Source organism: Kitasatospora sp. NPDC048239, assembly GCF_043202015.1.
Taxonomy (GTDB): Bacteria; Actinomycetota; Actinomycetes; order Streptomycetales; family Streptomycetaceae; genus Kitasatospora.
In genome coordinates this window covers 131,603-158,307 of the sequence record NZ_JBICZP010000011.1, presented here as the reverse complement: position 1 = coordinate 158,307, position 26,705 = coordinate 131,603, and the positions used below count along the sequence as shown (strand labels likewise).

General features: G+C 74.2%; 5 protein-coding genes. All 5 read left to right on the top strand.

What is annotated here, in order from left to right; genetic code table 11:
- Positions 1 to 30 precede the first annotated feature (30 nt).
- The 5 genes from ACGFZP_RS27040 to ACGFZP_RS27020 are packed head-to-tail and all read left to right on the top strand — an operon-like array spanning position 31 to position 26,662.
- On the top strand, positions 31 to 24,180 hold the full coding sequence (locus ACGFZP_RS27040; protein ID WP_392937876.1) for a non-ribosomal peptide synthase/polyketide synthase: 24,150 nt from the start codon (positions 31 to 33) through the stop codon (positions 24,178 to 24,180).
- Positions 24,181 to 24,192: 12 nt separating this feature from the next.
- Positions 24,193 to 24,408 carry an MbtH family protein gene (locus tag ACGFZP_RS27035; RefSeq protein ID WP_392937873.1) on the top strand — a complete coding sequence of 72 codons (216 nt, stop codon included), beginning with the start codon at positions 24,193 to 24,195 and terminating at the stop codon, positions 24,406 to 24,408.
- A 10-nt stretch (positions 24,409 to 24,418) separates the two neighbouring features.
- Positions 24,419 to 25,678 carry a cytochrome P450 gene (locus ACGFZP_RS27030; RefSeq protein ID WP_392937871.1) on the top strand — a complete coding sequence of 420 codons (1,260 nt, stop codon included), beginning with the start codon at positions 24,419 to 24,421 and terminating at the stop codon, positions 25,676 to 25,678.
- A gap of 30 nt (positions 25,679 to 25,708) precedes the next feature.
- Positions 25,709 to 26,452 carry an SRPBCC domain-containing protein gene (locus ACGFZP_RS27025; RefSeq protein ID WP_392937869.1) on the top strand — a complete coding sequence of 248 codons (744 nt, stop codon included), beginning with the start codon at positions 25,709 to 25,711 and terminating at the stop codon, positions 26,450 to 26,452.
- Between the two features lie 21 nt (positions 26,453 to 26,473).
- Positions 26,474 to 26,662 (top strand): hypothetical protein, encoded by a 189-nt coding sequence (locus ACGFZP_RS27020; protein WP_392937867.1) that lies wholly within the window; start codon positions 26,474 to 26,476, stop codon positions 26,660 to 26,662.
- Positions 26,663 to 26,705 lie beyond the last annotated feature (43 nt).

Sequence of the window (26,705 nt, the reverse complement as noted above, 5' to 3'; positions counted from 1 at the left end):
CCGCCCGCCCACACTTCTGGAGGTACCCCCATGTCCCGTCGCGATGGCGACGTCCTTCCCCTGACCGCGGCACAGCGCGAGATCTGGCTGGCCGAACAACGCTCCCGGACGGCCATCCCCGGCTATCGCGTCGGCGAGTGCCTGGAGATCCACGGGCCGGTGGACCCGGAGTCGTTCGAGACCGCGCTGCGCAGGGTGGTCGACGAGGTCGACGCCCTGCACGTGAGCTTCGTCGACGACGGCGAGGGCCCGCGGCAGGTCGTCCGGGAGACGTGGGACTGGGCACCGGCCCACCTCGACCTCAGCGGGGCACCCGCTCCCCGGGCGGCGGCCATGGAGTGGATGGAGCGGGACCTGGCGCGCCCGCTGGACCTCGCCAGTGATCCGCTGTTCGGCCACGCGCTGATCCGGCTGTCACCGACGGAATTCCTCTGGTACCTGAACTACCACCACGTCGTTCTGGACGCGCTGAGCAGCGCCCTCGTCCGGCAGCGGGTCGGCGAGGTGTACTCGGCGCTGGCCGCGGGCGGCCCGGTGCCGCCGTCCTCGTTCGGTTCGCTGCGGGAACTGGTCGACAGCGACGCCGCCTACCGCTCGTCCGCGGACTTCGCCGCCGACCGCGCCTACTGGACGGAGCGGTTCGCGGACCGGCCGGCACCGACGAGGCTCACCCACCGATCCCCGACCGACCCGAACCTGGCCCTGCGCCTGCGCGAGGAGCGGGAACTGCGGCGCCCGGACGCGCTGCGGGCGGCGGCGGGACGGGCCGGTGTCCGCTGGTCCCGTCTGGTGATCGCGGCGACGGCGCTCTACGCGCACCGGCTGACCGGTACCCAGGACGTGGTGCTCGCACTCCCCGTGACGGCCCGTCGGTCCGCCGGCCGGGACCTGATGTCGGTGCCGGGCACGATGTCCAACGTGGTGCCCCTGCGGCTGACCGTGCGCCCCGACATGCGCTGGCGCGAACTCGTCGATCAGGTGGCGCGGGAGGTCGACGCGGCCGTCGCGCACGAGCGCTACCGGAGCGAGGACCTGCTGCGCGACCTCGGCGCGCCCGGCAGTATCGGCACGGCGTTCCCGCTGATCGTCAACATCATGGCCTTCAACTCCAGGCCGGGCTTCGGCGGGCACCCCGCCGAAGTGCACCATTTCGTGTCCGGATCGACCACCGACCTGGCGGTCTGGGTGTTCGACTACCGGGACGGCAACCCTCCGCTCCTCAGGCTCCACGGAGCACCGGAGGCGTACGGCGACGACGACCTCGCCTCGCACCAGGAGCGGCTGCTCGCCCTGTTCGACACCGTCGCGGACTGCGACCCGGACGACCTGGTGGGCCGGATCGAGCTGCTCACGGCCGAGGAACACGGCGAGCTGGCGGCCGTCGGCAGCGGGCCGGCGGCGGAGGCCCCGGCCGCGAGCCTGCCGGAGCTCTTCCGGGAGCACGTGCGGGTGACCCCGGACCTCGTCGCGCTGGTGTGCGGGGACGTCTCGCTGACGTACGCGGAGCTGGACGCCCGGGCGAACCGGCTGGCGCACGCCCTGATCGCCCGGGGCGCGGGGCCGGAGCGGCTGGTGGCGGTGGCCCTGCCGCGCTCGGCCGAGCTGGTGGTGGCGATCCTCGCGGTGCTGAAGACCGGTGCGGCCTACGTCCCGGTCGACCCGGAGTACCCGGCCGCCCGGATCGGGTACCTGCTCGACGACGCCCGGCCGGCCCTGGTGGTGACCGACGCCCGCAGCGGCGAACGGCTGCCCGAGGCGGGTCCCGTCGACCGGCTGGTGCTGGACACCGCCGACCTGGACGGGCTTCCGGACACGGACCCGATGGCGGCCGTGGATCCGGCGCACCCGGCGTACGTCATCTACACCTCCGGCTCGACCGGGCGGCCCAAGGGCGTGCTGCCGACGTACGGCGGCCTGCTGAACCTGCTCACCGACCACCGGCAGGCGATGTTCCGGCCGGTGCTCGACGAGCGGCAGCGGCTGCGGGTCGCGCTGACCACGTCGATGTCCTTCGACGCCTCCCTGAACCAGCTGCTCGCCCTGTTCGGGGGCCACGAGCTGCACGTCCTGGACCACGCGACCTGGACCGACCCGGACGCCTTCGTCGGCTACGCCTCGCGCTGCGGGCTCGACTACATCGAGGCCACCCCGTCCTACCTGCGGGTCCTGGTCGCGCATGGGCTGTTGAGCGATCCGCAGTGGCGGCCGGCGCTGGTCGCGGCGGGCGGCGAGGCCGTCCCGGAGCAGCTCTGGGCGGACCTGCGGGAGGCCGACGGGGTGCGCGGACTCAACCTCTACGGGCCGTCCGAGTGCACGGTCAACTCGGTCGTCGCGCCGGTGGGTTCGAGCCCGAGCCCGGTCATCGGCCGACCGGTCGGCAACGCCCGGCTGTACGTGCTCGACGGCGCGTTGCGGCCGCTGCCCGCCGGTGTGCCGGGCGAGCTGTACATCGCGGGTGCCGGTCTGGCCCGGGGCTACCTGAACCGGCCGGTGCTGACGGCCGGGCGCTTCGTGGCGGACCCCTTCGGGCCGAGCGGCTCGCGCATGTACCGCACCGGTGACCTGGTGCGGTGGGACGCGGAGGGGAACCTGGAGTTCCTCGGCCGTACCGACGACCAGGTCAAGATCCGCGGATTCCGGGTGGAACTCGGCGAGATCGAGGCCGTACTGCTGGAGCACCCGGAGGTCGCCCAGGCCGCCGCCGTGGTGCGCACCGACGACGAGCCCCGGCTGGTCGCCTACGTCGTCCCGTCCGAAGGGCGGGCCGTCCGGTCGGACTCGCTGCGGACCCGGATGCGCGAGCGGCTGCCGGAGTACATGGTGCCGTCGGCGTTCGTGGTGCTGGACGCACTGCCGCTGACCCCGAACGGCAAGCTCGACCGTCGCGCCCTCCCCGCGCCCGAGCAGACCGTGGCCGCCCCGGGCCGCGCCCCGCGCACCGCGACCGAACACCTGCTCGCAGGGCTGTTCGCCGAGGTGCTCGGACTGGCCGAGGCCGGGCCGGACGACAGCTTCTTCGACCTCGGCGGGCATTCACTGCTGGCCACCCGGCTCGTCGCCCGGGTACGGTCGGTGCTCGGCGTGGAGTTGAGGCTGGGTGACCTGTTCGACGCGCCGACGGTGGCGGAACTGGCCGCGGCGGTGGACGTCGCGGGCCGGGCGCGGCCGGCGCTGGCGCGGCGCGAGCGGCCCGGGACGGTCCCGCTGTCCTTCGCGCAGCGCCGGCTCTGGTTCCTGCACAGCCTGGAAGGCCCGAGCGCCACCTACAACATCCCGATGACGCTGCGCCTGTCCGGACACCTGGACCAGCGGGCCCTGGAGGCCGCCCTGGCGGATGTGGTCGAGCGGCACGAGAGCCTGCGCACCACCTTCCCGACGGTCGACGGCGTGCCGTGCCAGCGGGTGCTGGACCCCGACGCGGCACGGCCGCGGCTGCGGGTGACCGAGGCCGGCGAGCACGACCTGCCGGGCCGGCTGGCGCAGGCGGCCCGGCACGGCTTCGACCTCTCCGCGGAGCCGCCGCTGCACGCCGAACTGTTCCGGCTGGGACGGGAGGAGCACGTGCTCCTCATGGTGGTGCACCACATTGCCGGTGACGGCTGGTCGACGGGGCCGCTCTCGCGGGACCTGACGGCCGCGTACGCGGCCCGCTCCGCGGGGGCGAAACCGGAATGGGCGCCGCTGCCCGTCCAGTACGCCGACTACGCCCTGTGGCAGCGGGACCTGCTCGGCGACGGCTCGGACCCGGGCAGCCTGCTGAACGGTCAACTCGCCTACTGGCGCGAGCAGCTGGCAGGCCTGCCCGAGCAGGTGGAGCTGCCGTTCGACCGGCCCCGGCCGACGGCGATGTCCTACCGGGGCGCCCAGCTGCCGGTGCGGATCGACGCCGAACTGCACCAGGGCCTGCGTGCGCTCGCCCGGGAGGGCGGGGCAAGCCTGTTCATGGTGCTCCAGGCCGGGCTGGCCGCGCTGTTGGGCAAGCTCGGCGCCGGTACCGACGTCCCGATCGGAACCCCGATCGCCGGACGCACCGACGAGGCGCTGGACGACCTGGTCGGCTTCTTCGTCAACACCCTGGTGCTGCGCACCGACCTGTCGGGCGACCCGTCCTTCACCGAACTGCTCGGCCGGGTGCGCGCCGACGCGCTGGCCGCCTACGCGCACCAGGACGTGCCGTTCGAGCAGCTGGTGGAGGCGCTGAACCCGACCCGGTCGCTGGCGCACCACCCGCTGTTCCAGACCATGCTCGCCCTGCAGAACGCCCCGCTCGGCGCCTTCGAGCTGCCGGGCCTGCGGGTGGCGACGGATCTGGTCCAGACCGGGACGGCCAAGTGCGACCTGACCTTCGTCCTGGCCGAACAGCCCGACGGCCTCTCGGGCGTCCTGGAGTACAGCACCGACCTGTTCGACGAGGCCACCGCCACCGGGATCGTCGAGCGCTGGCTGCGACTGCTGCGGGCCGTGGTGGCCGACCCCGGCCGGCAGATCGGCCAGGTGGACGTGCTGTCCGCCGACGAGCTGAGCGCCCTGCTGACGGCCGGCGAAGGCCGGGACGGAGAGCTGCCGGAGACCTGCATCCCCGCGCTCTTCGAGCGGCAGGTTCGGGCGAACGCGGCCGCGGTCGCGCTCACGGACGGCGAAACCAGCCTGACGTACGACGAGTTGAACACCCGTGCCAACCGGCTGGCGCACGCCCTGATCGCCCGGGGCGTGGGGCCGGAGCGGCTGGTGGCGGTGGCCCTGCCGCGCTCGGCCGAGCTGGTGGTCGCGATCCTCGCGGTGCTCAAGGCCGGCGCCGCGTACGTGCCGGTGGACCCGGAGTACCCCGCGGCCCGGATCGCCTACCTGCTCCAGGACGCCCGGCCCGCGCTCCTCGTGACGACCGGCCGGATCGGCGACCTGCCGGGCGCGGAGGCGGTGGACCGGCTGCTGCTGGACGACGCCGAGCTCGACGCGCTGCCCGACACGGACCCGGCGGTCCCGGTCGACCCCGGGCACCCGGCCTACGTCATCCACACCTCCGGCTCCACCGGCGACCCCAAGGGCGTCGTGGTCCCGCACCGGAACGTGGTCCGGCTGTTCGACACCACCCGGGAACTGTTCGGCTTCTCCGCCGAGGACGTCTGGACGCTCTTCCACTCCTATGCCTTCGACTTCTCGGTGTGGGAGCTCTGGGGCGCGCTGCTGCACGGCGGCCGCCTGGTGGTCGTGGACCACGAGACCAGCCGCTCGCCCGGCCGGTTCCTGGAACTGCTCGCCCGCGAGCGGGTCACCGTGCTCAACCAGACGCCGTCCGCCTTCCACCAGCTGATCCAGGCGGACGCCGAGGCGTCCGAGACCGGACTTGAACTCGCCCTGCGCACGGTGGTGTTCGGCGGCGAGGCCCTGGAGCCCGCCCGCCTCGAGAGCTGGTACGAGCGGTACCCGGACGACGCGCCGCGGCTGGTGAACATGTACGGCATCACCGAGACGACGGTGCACGTCACCCACGCGGCACTCGACCGGTCCGGTACCCCGGCCGGCCAGATCGGCACGGCGATCCCGGATCTGCGGACGTACGTGCTCGACGACGGTCTGCGCCCGGTCGCCCCGGGCGTCGCGGGCGAGCTGTACGTCGCGGGCGCGGGCCTGGCCCGGGGCTACCTGAACCGGCCGGGTCTGACGGCCGGGCGGTTCGTGGCCGACCCGTTCGGGCCGGCCGGCTCCCGGATGTACCGCAGCGGCGACGTGGTGCGCCGGGCGGCGGCCGGCGGTCTGCGCTACGTCGGCCGGGCCGACCAGCAGGTGAAGGTGCGCGGCTTCCGGATCGAGCTCGGCGAGATCGAGGCGGTGCTCGCCGCGCACCCCGGCGTCGCCCAGGTCGCCGTGCTGGCCCGGCAGGACCGCGCAGACGACACCCGGTTGGTCGCCTACCTGGTGCCCGCCACCGGCAGCGCACCGCGCGTGGCCGACCTGCGCGCGCACCTGGCCGGGCGGCTGCCGGAGTACATGGTGCCGTCGGTGTTCGTGGTGCTGGACGCGCTGCCGCTGACCGTCAACGGCAAGCTGGACCGCCGGGCCCTGCCCGCTCCCGACCCCGCCCCGGCGGGCACCGGCCGCGCGCCGCGCACCCCGCAGGAGCAGGTCCTGTGCGAGCTGTTCGCCGAGGTCCTGGGCGTGGCGTCCGCCGGGGTCGAGGACGGCTTCTTCGACCTGGGCGGGCACTCCCTGCTCGCCACCCGGCTGGCCGCCCGGATCCGCGCGACGCTCGGCGTGGAGATGCCGCTGCGCACCCTGTTCGAGGCGCCGACCCCGGCCGGCCTGGCCGCCACCCTGGTGGCGGCCGGACCGGCGCAGACCGCCCTGGTACGGCGCGAGCGCCCCGAGCGGCTCCCGCTGTCGTTCGCGCAGCGGCGGCTCTGGTTCCTGCACCAGCTGGAGGGCGCCGGCGCGAACTACCACATCTCCCTGGCCTGGCGGCTGTCCGGGGCCCTGGACCGGCGGGCCCTGGAAGCCGCCCTGGCGGACGTGGTCGGACGGCACGAGAGCCTGCGGACCGTCTTCCCGGCCGTCGACGGCGTCCCGCACCAGCAGGTGCTGGACGACGTGGCGGCCCGGCCACGGCTGCTCGTGAGCCGGACCACGGAGGACGAGCTGTCCGCCCTGATGGCGGCGGCGAAGGACCGGCCGTTCGACCTGGCGGGCGACGCGCCGCTGCGGGCCGACCTGTTCGAGCTGGCGCCGAACGCGCACGTGCTCCAGCTGGTGCTCCACCACATCGCGGGCGACGGCTGGTCGCTGGGCCCGCTCGCACAGGACCTGACCGCCGCCTACGCGGCGCGCTGCCGCGGCGAGGAGCCGCGGTGGGAGGAGCTGCCGGTCCAGTACGCCGACTACACCCTCTGGCAGCACGAGCTGCTCGGCGAAGCCACCGACCCGGACAGCTCGTTCGCCCGCCAGGCGGCCTACTGGACGGAGCAGTTGGCCGGTCTCCCGGAGCGGATCCAGCTGCCCGCCGACCGGCCCCGCCCGGCGGCGGCCTCGCACCGGGGCGGCTTCGTGCACGCCGGACTGGACGCCGAGCTGCACCGCGGCCTGCGCGAGCTCGCCCGGGAGCACGGCACCAGTCTGTTCATGGTCCTCCAGGCCGGCCTGGCGGCGTTGTTGAGCAAGCTCGGCGCGGGCGACGACATCCCGGTCGGCAGCCCGGTCGCCGGCCGGACCGACCAGGCACTGGACGAGCTGGTCGGCTACTTCGTCAACACCCTGGTGTTCCGCACCGACACCTCGGGCGATCCGACCTTCGCCGAGCTGCTGGAGCGGGTCCGGGACACCTCTCTGGCCGGATACGCCCACCAGGACCTGCCGTTCGAGCACCTGGTCGAAGCCCTCAACCCGGTACGCTCGCTGGCGCACCACCCGCTGTTCCAGGTCATGCTGGTACTGCAGAACGCACCCCGGGCCGACTTCGCGCCGCCCGGGCTGCACGTCGACGACATGCCCCTGGCGACGACCACCGCCAAACTCGACCTGATCTTCACCATGTCCGAGCGGCAGGCGCGGGACGGTTCCCCGGAGGGAATCGACGGGATCGTCGAGTACGCCGACGACCTCTACGACCCGGCCACCGTCGAGACGATGTTCGGGCGCCTGGAGCGCCTTCTCCGCGCCGCGGTCGCCGACCCGCAGCGGCGGCTGAGCCGGTACGGCCTTCTCTCCGCGGAGGAGCGCGATGAGCTGACGGCACTGGGCACCGGACCGGAGGTGGAGCTTCCGGCCGCGAGCGTGCCGGAGCTGTTCCGGGCACAGGTGCGGGCGACGCCGGGCCTGGTGGCCCTGGTGTGCGGTGACGTCTCGCTGACGTACGAGGAGCTGGACGAGCGGGCGAACCGGCTGGCGCACGCCCTGATCGCGCGGGGCGCGGGTCCGGAGCGGCTGGTGGCGGTGGCGCTGCCGAGGTCCGCCGAGCTGGTGGTGACCATCCTCGCGGTGCTGAAGACCGGGGCGGCCTACGTTCCGGTCGATCCCGAGTACCCGTCCGCGCGGATCGGGTACATGCTGGACGACGCCGGCCCGGTCCTGGTGATGACCGATGTCCGGACCCGGGGCCGACTGCCGGAGGCCGGTCCGGCCGGGTGGCTGGTGCTCGACGACCCGGCGACAGCCGCGCTGGTGGCCGACTGCCCCGCGACGGACCCCCTGGTGGCCGTCGAACCGAGGCACCCGGCCTACGTGATCTACACCTCCGGCTCCACCGGCCGGCCCAAGGGCGTGGTGTCGACCCACGGCGGCCTGCTCAACCTGTTCGTCAGCCAGCGTCCGCTGCTGTTCCCCCGGGGGACGAAGGAGCGGCTGCGGATCGGGCTGACCACCTCCGTGTCCTTCGACGCCTCCTGCGACCAGTTGTCCGGCCTGTACGCGGGCCACGAACTGCACGTCCTGGACGAGGCGACCTGGTCCGACCCGGACGCCTTCGTCGACTACGTCGCGCGCGCCGGGCTGGACTACGTCAACGCCACCCCGTCCTACCTGCAAGTCCTCGTCGCACGGGGGCTCCTGGACGACCCGGGGAGCCGTCCCGCGGTGGTCTCGATGGGTGGGGAGGCCGTCCCCGGCCAGTTGTGGGAGCGGCTGCGGGCCGTCGAGGGCGTGTCCTGCCTGAACTACTACGGGCCGTCCGAGTGCACGGTGGACGCCGTCGTCGCGCCGCTGGGATCGAGTCCGCGCCCGGTGATCGGCAGGCCGCTCGGAGGCATCCGGCTGCACGTCCTCGACAGCACGCTGCAGCCCGTGCCCGCGGGCGTGGCGGGTGAGCTGTACCTCGCCGGAGCGGGCCTGGCCCGCGGCTACCTGAACCGGCCGGGGCTCACCGCGGCACGGTTCGTGGCGGACCCGTTCGGTCCGGGCGGGGACGGGCCCCTCGCCCCCGGCCCGGCGGCCGGGAGGTGCCCCCGGCCCGAGGGCGGGCAAGGAGGGAGGATGTACCGCACCGGGGACCTGGTGCGCTGGGACGCGTCCGGCAACCTGGAGTTCCTCGGCCGGACCGACGACCAGGTCAAGGTGCGCGGCTTCCGCATCGAACTCGGCGAGATCGAGGCGGCATTGGCGGAACACCCGCAGGTCGCCCAGGTCGCGGTGGCCGTCCGGGAGGACCGGGCGGGCGACGCGCGGCTGGTCGCCTACCCGGTGGCCGTCGCCGGGGCGGAACTCCGGCCGGACGAGCTGCGGGCACACCTACGCGAGCGACTGCCGGACTACACGGTCCCGGCCGCCTTCGTTCCCCTGGAGAGCCTGCCGCTGACGGCCACCGGCAAGCTGGACCGGCGCGCGCTGCCCGCACCCGTCCACACCGCGCCGAGGACCGGGCGGGCCCCGCGCACCCCGCAGGAGCAGGTCCTCGCGGAGCTGTTCGCCGAGGTGCTGGGCGTGGCCGAGGTAGGGGCCGACGACGACTTCTTCGACCTCGGCGGGCACTCCCTGCTGGCCACCCGGCTGGTGGCCCGGGCGCGGGACGCCCTCGGGGTGGAACTGGAGCTGCGCGCCCTCTTCGAGACGCCGACGGTGGCCGGGCTGGCCGCCGGGCTCGGCGGGGCCGGCCGGGCGAGGCCCGCGCTGCGCCGTGCGGAGCGGCCCGACCCGGTCCCGCTGTCCTTCGCACAGCGACGGCTGTGGTTCCTGCACCAGTTGGAGGACGCCGGCTCCGTCTACAACATGCCGTTGGCCTGGCGGCTGACCGGTGAGCTGGACCGGACCGCCCTGCAGGCGGCGCTCGGCGACGTCGTCGTCCGGCACGAGAGCCTGCGCACCGTCTACCCCCAGGTCGACGGGGTGCCCCGGCAGGAGGTCCTGGACGCCGGAACGGCCCCACCCCGCCTGGTCGTCACCCGGGTGGGTGAGACGGACCTGTCGGAGCTGTTGACGGCAGCGGCGGCGCGCGGATTCGACCTCGCGACCGAACCGCCACTGCGCGCGGAGCTGTTCGAGGCGGCGCCGGACGAGCACGTGCTGCTGGTGGTGATCCACCACATCGCCGGTGACGGCTGGTCGCTGGGCCCGTTGTCCGCCGACCTGGCCACCGCGTACGAGGCCCGCCGCCGGGGCGAGGAGCCGCAGTGGGCGCCGCTGCCCGTGCAGTACGCCGACTACACCCTGTGGCAGAACCGGCTGCTCGGCGACGCGGCCGACCCCGACAGCCTGTTCGCCCGCCAGACCGACCACTGGACGCGGACGCTGGCCGACCTTCCGGAGCAGCTCCGGCTCCCCGCGGACCGCCACCGCCCGGCGACCCCCTCCTACGCCGGCGGGCACCTCGACGTCGAACTGGACCCCGAGCTGCACGCCGGCCTGGTCCGGCTGGGCCGGGAGCACGGCACCAGTGTGTACATGGTGCTGCAGGCAGCCCTGGCCTCGCTGCTGGACAAGCTCGGCGCGGGCACGGACATCCCGGTCGGCAGCCTGATCGCCGGGCGGACGGACCAGGCACTGGACGAGCTCGTCGGCTTCTTCGTCAACACCCTGGTGCTGCGCACCGACACCTCGGGCGACCCGACCTTCGCGGAGCTGCTGTCCCGGGTCCGGGAGGGCGCGCTGGCCGCCTACGCCCACCAGGACCTGCCGTTCGAGCACGTCGTCGAGGCCCTCAACCCGTCGCGGTCGCTCGCCCGTCAGCCGCTCTTCCAGGTGCTGCTCGCGCTGCAGAACGTGCCCCGCACCGAGTTCGCGCTGGACGGTCTGGGTTCCGAGATCCTCCTGGTGCGCACGCCCACGGCGATGTTCGACCTCGGCTTCCACCTGCTGGAGCGCGGCGGCACCGGCGGACCGGCCGAGGGCATCGTCGGGCGCGTCGAGTACAGCACCGACCTGTTCGACCACAGCACGGTGGAGGCGCTGGTCGCCCGGTGGCTGCGCCTGCTGGCGTCGGTGGCCGCCGAGCCGGACCGGCCGCTGAGCCGGATCGACGTCCTCACCGCCGAGGAGCGGCACGAGCTGCTGGTCGCCCGCAACGACACCGCCCGCCCGGTCCCCACGGCCGACCTGCCCGCGCTGTTCGAGGCGCAGGTCCGGGCGACCCCGCAGGCCCCGGCGGTGGTGTTCGAGGACACCGTGCTGACGTACCGCGAGCTGAACCGCCGGGCCAACCGCCTGGCGCACGCGCTGATCGCGCGCGGCGTGGGTCCGGAGCAGGTCGTCGCCCTGCGGCTGCCGCGTTCGGCCGAGCTGGTGGTCGCCGTCCTCGCGGTGCTCAAGACGGGGGCGGCGTACCTGCCGGTCGACCCGGACTACCCGGCCGCCCGCATCGCGTACATGCTGGAGGACGCGCGGCCGGCCGTCGTCCTCGATGACCTCGCGGACGTCACGCCCGCGATGGAGCAGCCGGAGCACGACCCGGCCGTCCCCGTGGACGCCCGGCGCCCGGCCTACGTCATCTACACCTCGGGCTCCACCGGCCGGCCCAAGGCCGTGGTGATGCCCGCCGCCGGGCTGCTCAACCTGCTGGAGTGGCACCACGGGGCCGTCGGCGGCGAACCCGGCACGCGTACCGCGCAGTTCACCGCGATCAGCTTCGACGTCTCGGTGCAGGAGACGCTCTCCGCCCTGCTGTACGGCAAGACCCTGGTCGTGCCGACCGAGGAGCAACGGCGCAGCGCCGAGCTGTTCGCGCACTGGCTGGACCGGCACCGGGTCGAGGAGCTGTTCGCGCCCAACCTGGTGGTCGAGGCGCTGGCCGAGGCCGCCGAGGAGGCCGGGCTGGAGCTGCCGCACCTGCGGCTGGTCGCCCAGGCGGGGGAAGCGATGCGCCTCGGCGGTGCCGTGCGCCGCTTCCAGGCCCGTCGGGCGGGCCGGGTGCTGCACAACCACTACGGGCCCGCCGAGACCCATGTCATCACCGCCTACCCGCTGCCGGCCGACCCGGCGGACTGCCCGCTGCCGGTGCCGATCGGCCGTCCGATCGCCAACTGCCGGGTGTACGTGCTGGACGCGGCGCTGCGACCGGTCGCCCCCGGCGTGCTGGGTGAGCTGTACCTGGCCGGGACGGGCCTGGCCCGCGGCTACCTGAACCGGCCCGGGCTCACCGCCGGGCGCTTCGTCGCCGATCCGTACGGCCCGGCGGGTGCCCGGATGTACCGCACCGGCGACCTGGTCCGCTGGCGCGCTTGCGGGTCCCCCCGGCCGGTGGGGGCACCTCCCAGCCTCCCCCAGCCTTCGGCCGGGGGGACCCCCATGGCTGGGGGCGCCGGGGGAGGCGAGCTGGAGTTCGCCGGCCGGGTGGACCACCAGGTGAAGGTGCGCGGGTTCCGGGTCGAGCCGGGCGAGATCGAGGCCGAGCTGACCGCTCACCCGGGGGTCGCCCGGGTCGCGGTGCTCGCCCGGGAGGACCGGATCGTCGCGTACGTCGTCCCCCTGGCCGGGAGCGGGGCGACCGCGCCGGCGCTGACGGCGTACCTGCGGGACCGGGTGCCGGACTACCTGGTGCCGTCCGCGGTGGTGCTGCTGGACGCGCTGCCGCTGACGCCGAACGGGAAGCTGGACCGGGCGGCGCTGCCCGCGCCCGAGGCCACGGCCAGGGAGACGGGCCGGGCGCCGCGCACGCCGCAGGAGCAGATCCTGTGCGAGCTGTTCGCCGAGGTGCTGGGCCTCGCCCGGGTCGGGGTCGACGAGGACTTCTTCGCGCTGGGCGGGCACTCCCTGCTCGCCACCCGGCTGGTCTCGCGGGCCCGGGCGACCCTCGGGGTCGAACTGGAGCTGCGCGGCCTGTTCCGGACCCCGACACCCGCCGGACTGGCGGCCGGACTGCACGACGCCGGCACCGCGCGGCAGGCCCTGGTACCCCGGCCCCGCCGCGAACCGATGCCGCTGTCGTTCGCCCAGCGCCGGCTCTGGTTCCTCCAGCAGTTCGGGGCGCCGAGCGCCACCTACCACATGCCGCTGGCCCTGCGGCTGTCCGGGGACCTCGACCGGGCCGCGCTGACCGCCGCGCTCACGGACGTGGTGGCCCGGCACGAGACCCTGCGCACGGTCTTCCCGCAAACCGCCGGAATCCCGTTCCAGCGGGTGCTGGACCCCGCCGAGGCCGCCGTCCCGCTGGCCGTACGCGCGGCCGGCGAGTCGGAGGTGCCCGCGCTGCTGCGGGAGGCGGCGGTGCGCGGATTCGATCTGACCTCGGAAGTGCCGCTGCGGGCGGAGCTGTTCACGGTCGCGCCGGACGAGCACGTGCTGCTGCTGGTCATGCACCACATCGTCGGGGACGGCTGGTCCATGGGTCCGCTGGCCCGTGACCTGGCCACCGCCTACACCGCCCGGCAGGGCGGCGGGGCTCCGGCCTGGCCGCCGCTGCCGGTGACGTACGGCGACTACACCCTGTGGCAGCACGAGCTCCTGGGCGACGAGCACGACGCCGACAGCGTGTTCGCCCGCCAGGTCGCCTACTGGACCCAGGCGCTGGCCGGGCTGCCCGAGCAGCTGCAGCTGCCCGCCGACCGTCCGCGCCCGGCCGCCATGTCGTACGGCGGCGACCTCCTGGAACTCCGGATCGACGCCGAACTGCACGCCGCTCTGGTGGAGTTGGCGCGACGCTCGGGCGCGAGTCTGTTCATGGTGCTGCAGGCGGCGTTGGCGGCGCTGTACACCCGGCTGGGCGCGGGCACGGACATCGCGATCGGGAGCCCGATCGCGGGGCGCACCGACGAGGCGCTGGACGACCTGGTCGGGTTCTTCATCAACACGCTGGTGCTGCGGACGGACACCAGCGGCGATCCGAGCTTCGCCGAGCTGTTGGGGCGGGTGCGGGAGACGGCGCTGTCGGCGTACGCGCACCAGGACGTGCCGTTCGAGCACCTGGTGGAGGCGCTGAACCCGTCCCGCTCGCTGTCCCACCACCCGCTGTACCAGACCGGGCTGGTCGTGCAGAACGCGCCGGGCGGTGACTTCGAGCTGCCGGGCCTCCAGGTCTCCGGGGTGAGCGTGCTCACCGGGACCGCGCGGCTCGACCTGACCTTCGGGTTCGCGGAGGAACACGGGCCCGACGGCGCGCCGGCCGGGCTCAGCGGTGCGGTCGAGTACAGCACCGACCTGTTCGACCGCTCGACGGTCGAGGACCTGGTCGCCCGGTGGACCAGGCTGCTGGTCGCGGTCGCCGCAGCGCCCGACCGGCCGATCGGCGGGATCGACCTGCTGTCGGCCGAGGAATGGCGCGAGCTGCTGCCCGCCGTCGAGGGCGGGGCGGCCGCCGTGAGCCTGCCGGAGCTGTTCTCGGCGCAGGTGGCGGCGACGCCGGACGCGGTCGCGCTGGTGTGCGGTGATGTGGAGTTGACGTACCGCGAGTTGAGCGCGCGGGCGAACCGGTTCGCGCATGCGTTGATCGCGAGGGGTGTGGGGCCGGAGCAGGCGGTGGCGGTGGCGCTGCCGCGCTCGCTTGGGTCGGTGGTGGCGGTCCTGGGTGTGCTGAAGGCCGGGGCCGCGTACCTGCCGGTGGATCCGGCGTACCCGCAGGCGCGGATCGACCTCATGCTGGCGGACGCCCGGCCCGTGCTGGTGGTCGACGACCCGGCGATGGTGCGCGACGGAGACCGGCCGGACACGGATCCCGAGCTCGCGCTCGACGTCCGGCACCCGGCCTACGTGATCTACACCTCGGGCTCGACCGGCCGCCCCAAGGGGGTCGTGGTGAGCCACGGCGGCGTGTCGGGCCTGGTGGCGGCGCAGGTCGAGCGGCTCGGCGTGGGGCCGGGCAGCCGGGTGCTGCAGTTCGCCTCGCCGAGCTTCGACGCGTCGTTCTGGGACCTCTGCAGTGCCCTGCTCAGCGGTGCCACCCTCGTCCTGGCCCCGTCCGAGGCCCCGCTGGAGGCGCTGACGGACCGTCGGCTCGACGTCACCCACGTGACCCTGCCGCCCTCGGCCCTGGCGGCGCTGGACGGTGCCGAGCTCACGGCCGCCACCCTGGTGGTCGCGGGTGAGGCGTGTGCGTCGGAGCTGGTGGCCCGGTGGGCGCCCGGACGCCGGATGATCAACGCCTACGGTCCGACCGAGACCACGGTGTGCGCGACGATGAGCGACCCGCTGTCGCCCGGATCGGGCGTGCCGCCGATCGGACGGCCGGTCGCGGGCTTCCGGGTGTACGTGCTCGACGAGCGGCTCCGCATCGTGCCGCCGGGTGTGGCGGGGGAGTTGTACGTCGCCGGCCCCGGTCTGGCCCGCGGGTACCTGAACCGGCCCGGGCTCACCGCCGGTCGGTTCCTCGCCTGCCCGTTCGGCGCGGACGGGGAGCGCATGTACCGCACCGGCGACGTGGTGCGGCGCCGGGTGGACGGGGAGCTGGAGTACGTCGGCCGGGCCGACGACCAGGTGAAGGTACGCGGCTACCGCGTCGAACTCGGCGAGGTCGAGGCCGCGCTGGCCGAGTACCCCGGGGTCGCCCAGGCCGCCGTCGTGGCCCGGGACGACCGGCTCATCGGCTATGCGGCAGCCCGTTCCGGTACGGCACTGCGGCCGGCGGAGCTGGCGGCGCACCTGCGCGACCGGCTGCCCGACTACCTGGTGCCGGCCGTGTTCTCGGTGCTGGACGCGCTGCCGCTGACCCCCAACGGCAAGCTGGACCGCGCCGCGCTGCCCGCCCCCGACCTCGGCCCGGCCGAGGCCGGCCGGGCGCCGCGCACGCCGCAGGAGCAGATCCTGTGCGAGCTGTTCGCCGAGGTGCTGGGCCGCCCGCAGGTCGGGGTCGACGACGACTTCTTCGACCTGGGCGGGCACTCCCTGCTCGCCACCCGGCTGACCGCGCGGGTGCGCTCGGTGCTCGGCGTGGAGCTCGGGCTGCGGGCGCTCTTCCAGGCGCCCACCGTCGCGGGGCTGGCCGAGGCGCTGGCCGGGGCCGGCCGCGTCCGTCCGGCACTGACCGTGCAGGAGCGGCCGGAGGCGGTGCCGCTCTCCTTCGCCCAGCGCCGGCTCTGGTTCATGCACCGCATGGACGGCAGCGCCGCCACCTACCACATCCCGCTGGCGCTGCAGCTGACCGGGACGCTGGACCGGGCGGCGCTGGACGAGGCGCTGGCCGACGTGGTGGCCCGGCACGAGAGCCTGCGGACGGTGTTCCCGGAGGTCGACGGCGTCCCGTGCCAGCGGGTCCTGGACCCGGCCGAGGCCCGGCCCCGGGCCCGGCTGACCGAGGTCTCGCAGGCCGAACTGCACGACCGGCTCGCCGAGATCGCCCGGCGGCCCTTCGACCTGGCGGCGGAACCGCCGCTGCGGGTGGAGCTGTTCGCCCTCGCGCCGGACGAGCACGTGCTGCTGCTGGTCATGCACCACATCGCCGGTGACGGCTGGTCCACCGGCCCGCTGGCACGGGACCTCGCCGAGGCGTACGCGGCCCGCTGCGAGGGCCGCGCGCCGGGCCGGGCGGTCCTGCCGGTCCAGTACGCGGACTACACGCTGTGGCAGCGCGAGCTGCTCGGCGACGCCGCGGACCCGCGGAGCCGGTTCGCCGAGCAGCTCGACTACTGGCAGCGCCAGCTGTCCGACCTGCCGGAGCTGCTCCAACTGCCCGCCGACCGGCCGCGGCCGGCCGTCGCCGGCTGGCACGGGGACCACGTCGGTCTGGAGCTGAGCCCCGAACTGCACGCCGCTCTGACCGAGCTGGCGCGGGACACCGGCACCAGTCTGTTCATGGTGCTGCAGGCGGCGTTGGCGGCGCTGTACACGCGGCTGGGTGCGGGCACGGACATCCCGATCGGCAGCCCGATCGCAGGCCGTACCGACGAGGCGCTGGACGAGCTGGTCGGGTTCTTCGTGAACACGCTGGTGCTGCGCACGGACACGAGCGGTGATCCGAGCTTCACGGAGCTGCTGGGGCGGGTGCGGGAGACGGCGCTGGAGGCGTTCGCGCACCAGGACGTGCCGTTCGAGCACCTGGTGGAGGTGTTGAACCCGTCCCGGTCGCTGTCGCACCACCCGTTGTTCCAGACCGTCCTGGCCGTGCAGAACGCTCCGATGGGCCGGTTCTCGCTGCCCGGCCTGGAGGTGGCCGCCTACGCGGTCGCGACCGGAACCGCCAAGTTCGACCTCGGGGTCAGCCTCGCCGAGCAGTTCGGTCCGGACGGCAGCCCGGCCGGGATCGTCGGCGCGGTGGAGTACGCCACCGACCTGTTCGACCGCTCGACGGTCGAAGCCCTCGCCCGGCGCTGGACACTCCTGCTGGAGACGGTCACCGCCGATCCGGAGCAGCCGATCGGACGGATCGACCTCCTCGACGCGGACGAGCGGCACCGGCTGCTGGAGCGGGGCAACGCGACAGCCCGTGAGGTGGGCGCCGTCCCGGTGCCACAGGCCTTCGCGGCGCAGGTGGCGGCGACGCCGGATGCGGTCGCGGTGGTCTGCGGCGGTGTGGAGTTGACGTACCGGGAGTTGAACGGTCGGGCGAACCGGTTCGCGCATTCCCTGATGTCTCGGGGTGTGGGGCCGGAGCGGGTGGTGGCGGTGGCGTTGCCGCGGTCGGTGGAGTCGGTGGTGGCGGTCCTGGGCGTGTTGAAGGCCGGGGCGGCGTACCTTCCGGTGGATCCGGCGTACCCGCGGGCGCGGATCGCGTACATGCTGGAGGACGCGCGGCCGGTGGTGGTGGTCGACGATCCTGCGGTGGTGCCCGAGGGGGACTGGCCGCAGACCGATCCGGAGATCGTGCTCGATGTCCGGCACCCGGCGTACGTGATCTACACCTCGGGCTCGACCGGCCGCCCCAAGGGCGTCGTGGTCGGCCACGGCGGCGTGGCCAGTCTGGTGGCGGCCCAGATCGAGCGGTTCGCGATCGACCCCGGCAGCCGGGTGCTCCAGTTCGCCTCGCCCAGCTTCGACGCCTCGGTGTCGGAGATCTTCACCGCCCTGCTGCGCGGCGCGACCCTGGTGCTGCCCGCCGCCGAGCCGGTGGCCGCGCTGACCGACCCGGGCCTGGCGGTCACCCACGTGACCGTGCCGCCGTCCGTCCTGGCCGCGCTGGACGGCGCCGAGCTCACGGCCACCACGCTGGTGGTGGCGGGTGAGGCCTGCCCGCCGGAGCTGGTGGCCCGGTGGGCGCCCGGCCGGCGGATGATCAACGCGTACGGTCCGACGGAGACGACGGTGTGCGCGACGATGAGCGACCCGCTGTCCCCGGCGACGGGCGTGCCGCCGATCGGCCGCCCGATCGCCAACGCCCGCGTGTACGTGCTGGACGAGCGGCTGCGGCCGCTGCCGCCGGGCGTGCCGGGGGAGCTGTACGTGGCCGGCGCCGGGCTGGCGCGCGGCTACCTGAACCGGCCCGGTCTGACCGCCGGACGGTTCGTCGCCTGCCCGTTCGGCGCGGACGGGGAGCGCATGTACCGCACCGGCGACGTGGTGCGGTTCCGGGCCGACGGGCAACTGGAGTACCTCGGCCGGGCCGACGACCAGGTGAAGGTGCGCGGCTTCCGGGTCGAGCCCGGCGAGGTCGAGTCGGCCCTGGCCGAGCACCCCGCCGTCGCCCGGGCCGCCGTCCTCGCCCAGGACGACCGGCTCATCGGCTACGTCGTCCCGCGTCCGGAGGCGTCCCGGGACAGCGGTCTCGAAGCCGACCACGTGGGCGAGTGGCAGGACATCTACGACGCCCTGCCCATCACCCCCGAGGAGGCCGCCTTCGGCCAGAACTTCGTCGGCTGGAACAGCAGTTACGACGCGAGCCCGATCCCCGTCGAGCAGATGAGGCAGTGGCGGGACGCCACCGTCTCGCGCATTCTGGGCCTGCGCCCCCGCCGGGTGCTGGAGGTCGGCGTCGGCACCGGCCTGCTGCTCTCGCAGATCGCGCCGCACTGCGAGAGCTACTGGGCGACGGACTTCTCCGCGACCGCGATCGAGGCGCTGGCCGCCCAGGTGGTCCGGCAGGAGGACCTGGCCGAGCGCGTCGTGCTGCAGACCCGCCCGGCGCATGACACCGACGGACTGCCCGCCGGGACGTTCGACACCATCGTGATCAACTCGGTGGTGCAGTACTTCCCGTCCGCCGACTACCTGGCGGACGTGATCGGGAAGCTGATGCGGCTGCTCGCCCCCGGCGGCGCGCTCTTCGTCGGCGACGTCCGCAACCTGAGGCTGCTGCGCCCGCTGGCCACGGCCGTCCAGCTGCACCGGACCGGTGCCGGAGCCGACCTCGCGGCGGTGCGCCGCGCCGTGGAGCAGGCCCTCCGGGTCGAGAAGGAACTCCTGGTCGACCCGGACTTCTTCACCGCCCTGCGGGAGCACGGTGCGGACATCGGTGCGGTGGCCGTGGAGGTCAAGCGCGGCCGTTACCACAACGAACTGACCCGCTACCGCTACGACGTGACGCTGCACAAGTCACCGGTCGCCCCGGCGGCCACGAGCCAGCCGGTCGAGCTGGAGTGGGGGCGGCAGGTCGCCGGCCTGGCCGAGCTGCGCGAGCTGCTCGCCCGGCCGCTCGCGGGCGTGCTGCGGGTCACCGGGGTGCCCAACCGCCGGGTGGCGCGGGAGTCCGCGCTGGCCCGCGCGGTGCAGGACGGGGACGCCTCGCTCGCCGAGCTGCTGGAACGGCTGCACGCCCCGGAGGAGCACGGCCTGCCCGACCTGGACGGCGTGCCCGACCCGGACGACTTCCACGAGCTCGGGCGGGAACTCGACCGCTGGGTGGGAGTCACCTGGTCGGCCACCCGGGCCGACGCCGTGGACGTCGTCTTCGCGGATCCGCGGGCGCACCACGGCTCCCCGGTCGAGCCGTACCGGCCGACCGGGGCCACCGGCGGGGAGCCGTCCTCGCTGACCAACCGCCCGACCGGCAGCCGGGGCACCGGTGCCCTCGTCGGGGAACTCCGCGACTGGCTGCGCGGGCGGCTGCCCGACTACCTGATCCCCTCGGCGTTCGTGGTCCTGGAGACGCTCCCGCTGACGGCCGGCGGCAAGCTCGACCGCCGCGCGCTGCCCGCTCCCGACCTCGGCTCCACCGGAGCCGGGCGGGCGCCGCGCACCCCGCAGGAGCAGCTGCTCGCCGAGCTGTTCGCCGAGGTGCTCGGGCTGACCCAGGTCGGGGTCGAGGACAGCTTCTTCGACCTCGGCGGGCACTCCCTGCTGGCGACCCGGCTGGCCTCCCGGGTGCGGGCGACCCTGGGCGCGGAACTGGAGGTCCGCACGCTGTTCGAGACCCCGACCGTGGCCGGCCTGGCGGCCCGTCTGGACGGCTCGGGAACGGCGCGGCCCGCGCTGACCGCCCGACCGCGCCCGGAGCTGGTACCGCTCTCCTTCGCCCAGCGCCGCCTCTGGTTCCTGCACCGGATGGACGGGCCGAGCGCCACCTACAACATGCCGCTCGCGCTGAGCCTGACCGGCGAACTCGACCGGCCGGCCCTGCACGCCGCGCTCGCCGACGTGATCGCCCGGCACGAGAGCCTGCGGACCGTCTTCCGGGAATCCGACGGCGTGCCGTACCAGGTCGTGCTGAGCGCGGCGGAGGCGAGCCCGGAGCTGCCGGTGGTCGAGCTCGACGAGAGCCGACTGGCCGAACGGCTGGCGGACGCGGCCCGGCGCGGCTTCGACCTGGCCGCGGAACCGCCCGTCCGGGCGGAGCTGTACGCGCTCGCCCCCGACCGGCACGCACTGCTGGTCGTGGTGCACCACATCGCCGCCGACGGCTGGTCGATGGGCCCGCTCTCCGGCGACCTGGCCGCCGCCTACGCGGCCCGCCGCCGGGGCGAGGAACCGCAGTGGACCCCGCTGCCGGTGCAGTACGCCGACTACACCGGCTGGCAACGCGACCTGCTCGGCGACACCGCCGACCCGGACAGCCTGTTCGCCCGGCAACTGGCCTACTGGAAGGACGAGCTGGCCGGGCTTCCACAGCAGGTGCAGCTGCCCGCCGACCGGCCCCGGCCGCCGGTGGCCTCCCAGCGGGGCGGCCGGGTCGTCGTCCGCCTGGACGCCGAACTGCACCAGGCCCTGCGGGACCTGGCCGCCGAGCAGGGTGCCAGCCTCTTCATGGTGCTCCAGGCCGGTCTCGCCGCGTTGCTCACCCGGCTCGGCGCCGGTGAGGACATCCCGATCGGCAGCCCGATCGCCGGCCGCACCGACCAGGCGCTGGACGAGCTCGTCGGTTTCTTCGTCAACACCCTGGTGCTGCGCACCGACACCGGCGGCGACCCCGGCTTCGCCGAACTGCTCGGCCGGGTGCGGCAGAAGGCGCTCACCGCGTACGACCACCAGGACGTGCCGTTCGAGTACCTGGTCGAGGTGGTCAACCCGGCGCGGTCGCTGGCCCACCACCCGCTGTTCCAGATCATGCTGGCGCTGCAGAACGCGCCGCTGGGCGAGTTCGCGCTGCCGGGGCTGGAGACCGGCCACCTGGAGGCACCGACCGGGACCGCCCGGGTCGACCTGACCTTCAGCCTGGCCGAGCAGTTCCGTCAGGACGATCCCCCTGGGCCTGGCAGCCCGGGAGGTGCCCCCAGCCCCGACGGCCTGGTCGGCGCGGTGGAGTACGCCACCGACCTGTTCGACGCACCCACCGTGGAGCTGCTGTTCGACCGCTGGGCGCGGCTGCTGCGCGCGGCGGTGGCCGACCCCGACCGGCCGATCAGCCGGATCGACATCATGCCCGTCGAGGAGCGCCGCCGACTGCTCGCCGGGTCCAACGGTGCCGCGGCCGAGCTGCCCGGTGCCGCGGTACCGGAGCTGTTCGCCCGCCAGGTGCGGGCCACCCCGGACGCGGTCGCGGTCGTGGCGGGCGGCACCGAGCTGACCTACGCGGAGCTCGACCTGCGGGCCGACCGCCTGGCGCGGGCGCTGATCCGCCAGGGCGTACGGCCGGAGACACCGGTCGCGGTCATGCTGGACCGCTCGGCGGAGCTGGTCGTGGCGATCCTGGCGATCGTCAAGGCCGGCGGCGCCTACGTGCCGCTGGACCCGCGCTTCCCCTCCTCCCGGATCGACCTGATCCTGCGGGAGAGCGGGGCGGCCCTGGTGCTCACCCAAGAGGTGCTCGCCGCGCTGGTGCAGTCCGGGGCCGCCGGTCCGTCCGATGTCGAAGTCCCCTGTGAACCCTCGCAGTTGGCTTACATCATGTACACCTCCGGTTCGACCGGCAGGCCGAAGGGCGTGGCCGTCACCCACCGTGACGTGGTGGGCCTCGCGCTCACCCCCGAATGGCGGGGCGGCGGACACGAGCGGGTGCTGATGCACTCGCCGACGGCCTTCGACCTCTCCACCTACGAGCTGTGGGTGCCGCTGCTCAACGGCGGCCGGGTCGTGGTGGCGCCGCCGGAGCAACTCGACCTCGACCTGCTCCAGCACACGATCACCTCGAACGGGGTGACCGGACTGTGGCTCACGGCCGGACTGTTCCGCCTGGTCGCCGAGGAGCGCCCGGGTCTGCTCGCCGGGGTGCGCGAGGTGTGGACCGGCGGCGACGTGGTCTCCCCGGCCGCCGTCGCCCGGGTGTTGGCGGCCTGCCCCGGCATCGAGGTGGTCAACGGCTACGGGCCCACCGAGGCCACCACCCTGGCCACCTGGAACCCGGTGCGCACCCTCCCCGAGAACGCCGCGACCGTGCCGATCGGCCGGCCGATGGCGAACATGCGCGCCTATGTGCTCGACGACAGGCTGCGCCCGATGCCGACCGGAATGGTGGGCGAGCTGTACCTCGCGGGGACGGGCGTGGCCCGCGGCTACCTCGGGCGAGCCGGCCTGACGGCGGAGCGTTTCACCGCCGACCCGTACGGGCCGCCCGGAAGCCGGATGTACCGCACCGGCGACCTCGCGTCGTGGCGGAGCGAGGGCACGCTGGACTTCGCCGGACGCGCCGACCACCAGGTCAAGCTGCGCGGCCTGCGGATCGAGCCCGGAGAGATCGAGGCCGTACTCGCGGGCTGCCCGGGCGTCGCCCAGGCGGCCGTGGTCGCCCGCGAGGACCGGCCGGGCGACAAGCGGCTGGTCGCGTACCTGGTGCCCACCCCGGAGGGCGCGCCCGAGGCGGGCGAGCTGTCCGGTCGGCTGCGCCGCGACCTGCCGGACTACATGGTGCCGGCGGCGTTCGTCACCGTGGACGTGCTGCCGCTGACCGCCAACGGCAAACTCGACCGGGCCGCCCTGCCCGCCCCCGAGTACGGGGCGTCGGATGCCGGGCGCGGACCCCGGACGCCGCAGGAGCAGTTGCTGTGCGGCCTCGTCGCCGAGGTCCTCGGCCGGGAGCAGGTGGGCATCGACGACAACTTCTTCGACCTGGGCGGGCACTCGCTGCTGGCCGCCCGCCTGGCCTCCCGCGTCCGCGAGACCCTCGGTCTGGAGTTGGGCCTGCGCATGCTGTTCGAGGCACCGACCGTGGCCGGTCTCACCGAGCGTCTGCTCATGGACGATCCCGAGGACGCGTTGGACGTGGTGCTTCCGCTGCGTGCGACCGGGACCGGCACGCCGCTGTTCTGCATCCACCCCGGCGGCGGCATCAGCTGGTCCTACAGCGGACTGCTGAACCACCTCGGTCCGCAGCACCCGGTCTACGCCATCCAGGCGCGCGGCCTGGGCCGGCCCGAGCCCCTGCCGACGTCCTACGAGGAGATGGCGGCCGACTACGCCGACCAGATCCAGAAGATCCAGTCCGAGGGCCCGTACCTGCTGCTCGGCTGGTCCGCGGGCGGGCTGATCGCCCACGCGCTCGCCTGCGAGCTGCAGTCGCGCGGCGAACGGACCGGACTGCTGGCGATCCTCGACGCCTACCCGGTGAAGGACGTGAAGTTCGAGGAGGTACCGGTGCCCACCGTGCGGGACGTGCTCGTCGGTGTGCTCGACGTCGACCCGGACGAGCTGGGCGACCAGGAGATCACCTACGCCGAGGTCGCCGAGGTCCTGAACCGGCGGGGCAGCGCGCTGGCCGGCCTGAACGAGCGACAGGTCGAGGTGATCGTCGAGATCATGATCAACAACGCCAAGCTGGCAGTCGACTTCGTCCCCGGCGGCTTCGACGGGGACCTGCTGCTCTTCAACTCCACGATCGACCGGGCCGAGGACAATGCCGGGCCCGGAATCTGGCGCCCGTACGTCGCGGGCCGGATCGAATCCCACGAGATCACCACGCGGCACGACCGGATGACCCAGGCCGGCTCGCTGGCCCAGATCGGGCCGATCCTGGCCGCCAGGATCACCGAGGTCACCGATGACACCGATGACATCCGTGACGCCGGTTTCGCCGGTGACACCACCCTTTCCCACTAGGAGGACTGACCCATGACCAACCCCTTCGACGACCAGGACGGCACCTTCCTCGTGCTCGTCAACGACGAGAACCAGCACTCGCTGTGGCCGCAGTTCGCGGACGTCCCGGCCGGCTGGACCGTCGTCCACGGCCCCGACACCAACGCCGCCTGCCTGGAGTACGTCGAGCAGTCCTGGACCGACATGCGGCCCAGGAGCCTGGCCGACGCCATGGAAGCCCAGCGGTAACGCGGCCGACGTGACCTCCACCGACACCCTGGACGAGGCCCGCGGCAGCGCGGGCCTCGCCCGGCCCGGCGACCTCGCCGCCGCGCTGCGCACGCCCGAGGCCCGCCGCGACCCCTACCCGTTCTACGCCCGCATGCGGCGCGAGAGCCCGGTCCACCGCAGCGCCGAGGGCATCTGGTACCTCACCCGCTACGCCGACGTCGAGGCGGCCCTGGGCGACCTGCGGCTGTCCAACGACCGCGACCGGATGACCCGCGCCTACGGCGCGCTCGGCGGCGACCTGAAGGCCTTCAGCCGGATCACCGACCGGCTCGGCCGGGTGATGACCAACACCGACCCGCCGGACCACGCCCGGCTGCGCAAGCTCGCCAACCGCGCCTTCACCGCCCGGCGCGTCGCAGCCCTGCGCGACGGCATCCAGCGGATCGTGGACCGGCTCGTCGACGACGCGCTCGCGGCCGGGCCGGCCATGGACCTGATCGAGGCGGTCGCCTCCCCGCTGCCGCTGTCCGTCGTCTGCGAGCTCTTCGGCATCCCGCCCGAGGACCACCCGCAGGTCAAGACCTGGTTCCGCCGCTTCGGCCGGATGAGCGAGGACCTCGACAAGTCCGAGGCGGCGATCGGGCAGTACGAGGAGTACCTCGCCCGCCTCGTCCGCCGCCGCCGCGCGGACCCGGGCGACGACCTGATCAGCGCCCTGGTCGCGACACAGGCGCAGGACGACCGGCTCACCGACTCCGAGCTGCTGTCCACCTGCTTCGTCCTGATCACCGCGGGCGACGAGACCACCACCCACCTGCTTGGCAACGGCATGCTCGCCCTGCTGCGCCACCCCGGCCAGCTGGCCCGGCTGCGCGAGGACCCGGGGCTGATCCGCGCCGCCGTGGACGAGCTGGCCCGCTACGACACGCCGACCCAGGCGATCGTCCGGGTCGTCGCGCAGGACGTCGAGATCGGCGGGCGGACACTGCGCGAGGGCGAGCTGGTGTACCTGTTCCTCGCCGCGACCAACCGCGACCCCGAGCGCTTCGAGGACCCCGACCGGCTCGACCTGTCCCGCCCCGGCAACCGGCACCTCAGCTTCGGCAACGGCCCGCACTTCTGCCTCGGCGGCCCGCTGGCCAAGCTCCAGGTGGAGGTGGCCGTCGGCACGCTGGTCCGCCGCCTCCCGCAGCTGGGACTGGCCGACGAAGCAGCCGGCGGCGCGGCCCTCGAATGGCGGCCCAACCCCTTGCAACGGCGGCTGAGCGCCCTCCCGCTCACCTACTGACACCTGAACGACGACGAAGGAGAACCGACCATGACCCGAGAGTTCGAGGTCCGGAAGGAACAGGACCTACCCGCGACACCCGACCAGGTCTGGGCCGCCGTCGCCACCGGTGCCGGCAACCTCGGCTGGCTGTACCCCATGGAGGTCGAGCCGCGCGTCGGCGGAAAGGTCTCCCGGTCCGACAGCACCGTCGTGGCGTGGGCGCCGCCGAGTCACTTCGCCGTCCGGGCGACCCTGGGTGACGAGTTCTCCAACACGCTCAGCTACTGGATCGAGCCGGCGGACAGCGGAACGAGCCACCTGCGCATGGGGATCCACTGGATGCACGAGGGCGTCTGGGACGAGATCTGGGAGACCAAGGCGGACGCGGCCGAGAAGCACGTCCACTTCTACCAGCACGGCCTCGCCGAGTACCTGCGGCACTTCGGCGGCCGTCCCGCCGTCTACGTCAAGGCCCAGCGCCCCGGACCCACCTCCGACCCGGCCGACTTCGCCGCCCTGCGCCGACGCCTCGGCCTCGCCGACGACGTGGCCGTCGGCGACGAGCTCGAACTCCAGGTGCCCGGTCCGGACGGCGGCCCGGAGGTGGTCGTCGTGGACTGGCTCAGCCCCGACTTCGTCGGCCTGCGCGGCCCGGACGCGCTGTACCGGTTCTTCAACGGCAGCACCTGGAACTGGCCGGTCCGGCTGGCCCACCACCTGTTCGCCGAGGACGCCGACGAGCAGCGGGCCACCAAGGCGTGGAACGCCTGGCTCAACGACACCCAAGCCTAGGGGCCCCTGATGGAAACCTCGATGGAAACACTTCTCTACGCCGCCGAACTCGTCGAGGAGAACGGCACCTACACGCTCGTCTTCCAGGACGTGGCACGGGACACCGTCCAGACCACCCCGGTCCCCAAGTCCATGGTGGACAAGCTCCCGGTCTTCCTCGCGGCGTTCAGCGCCAAGCTCAACTCCACACCGTCCCGCGGCCGGTGGTAGCCGTGGGACACCCGGTCACCCGGCCGGCGCCAGCCCGGAGCGA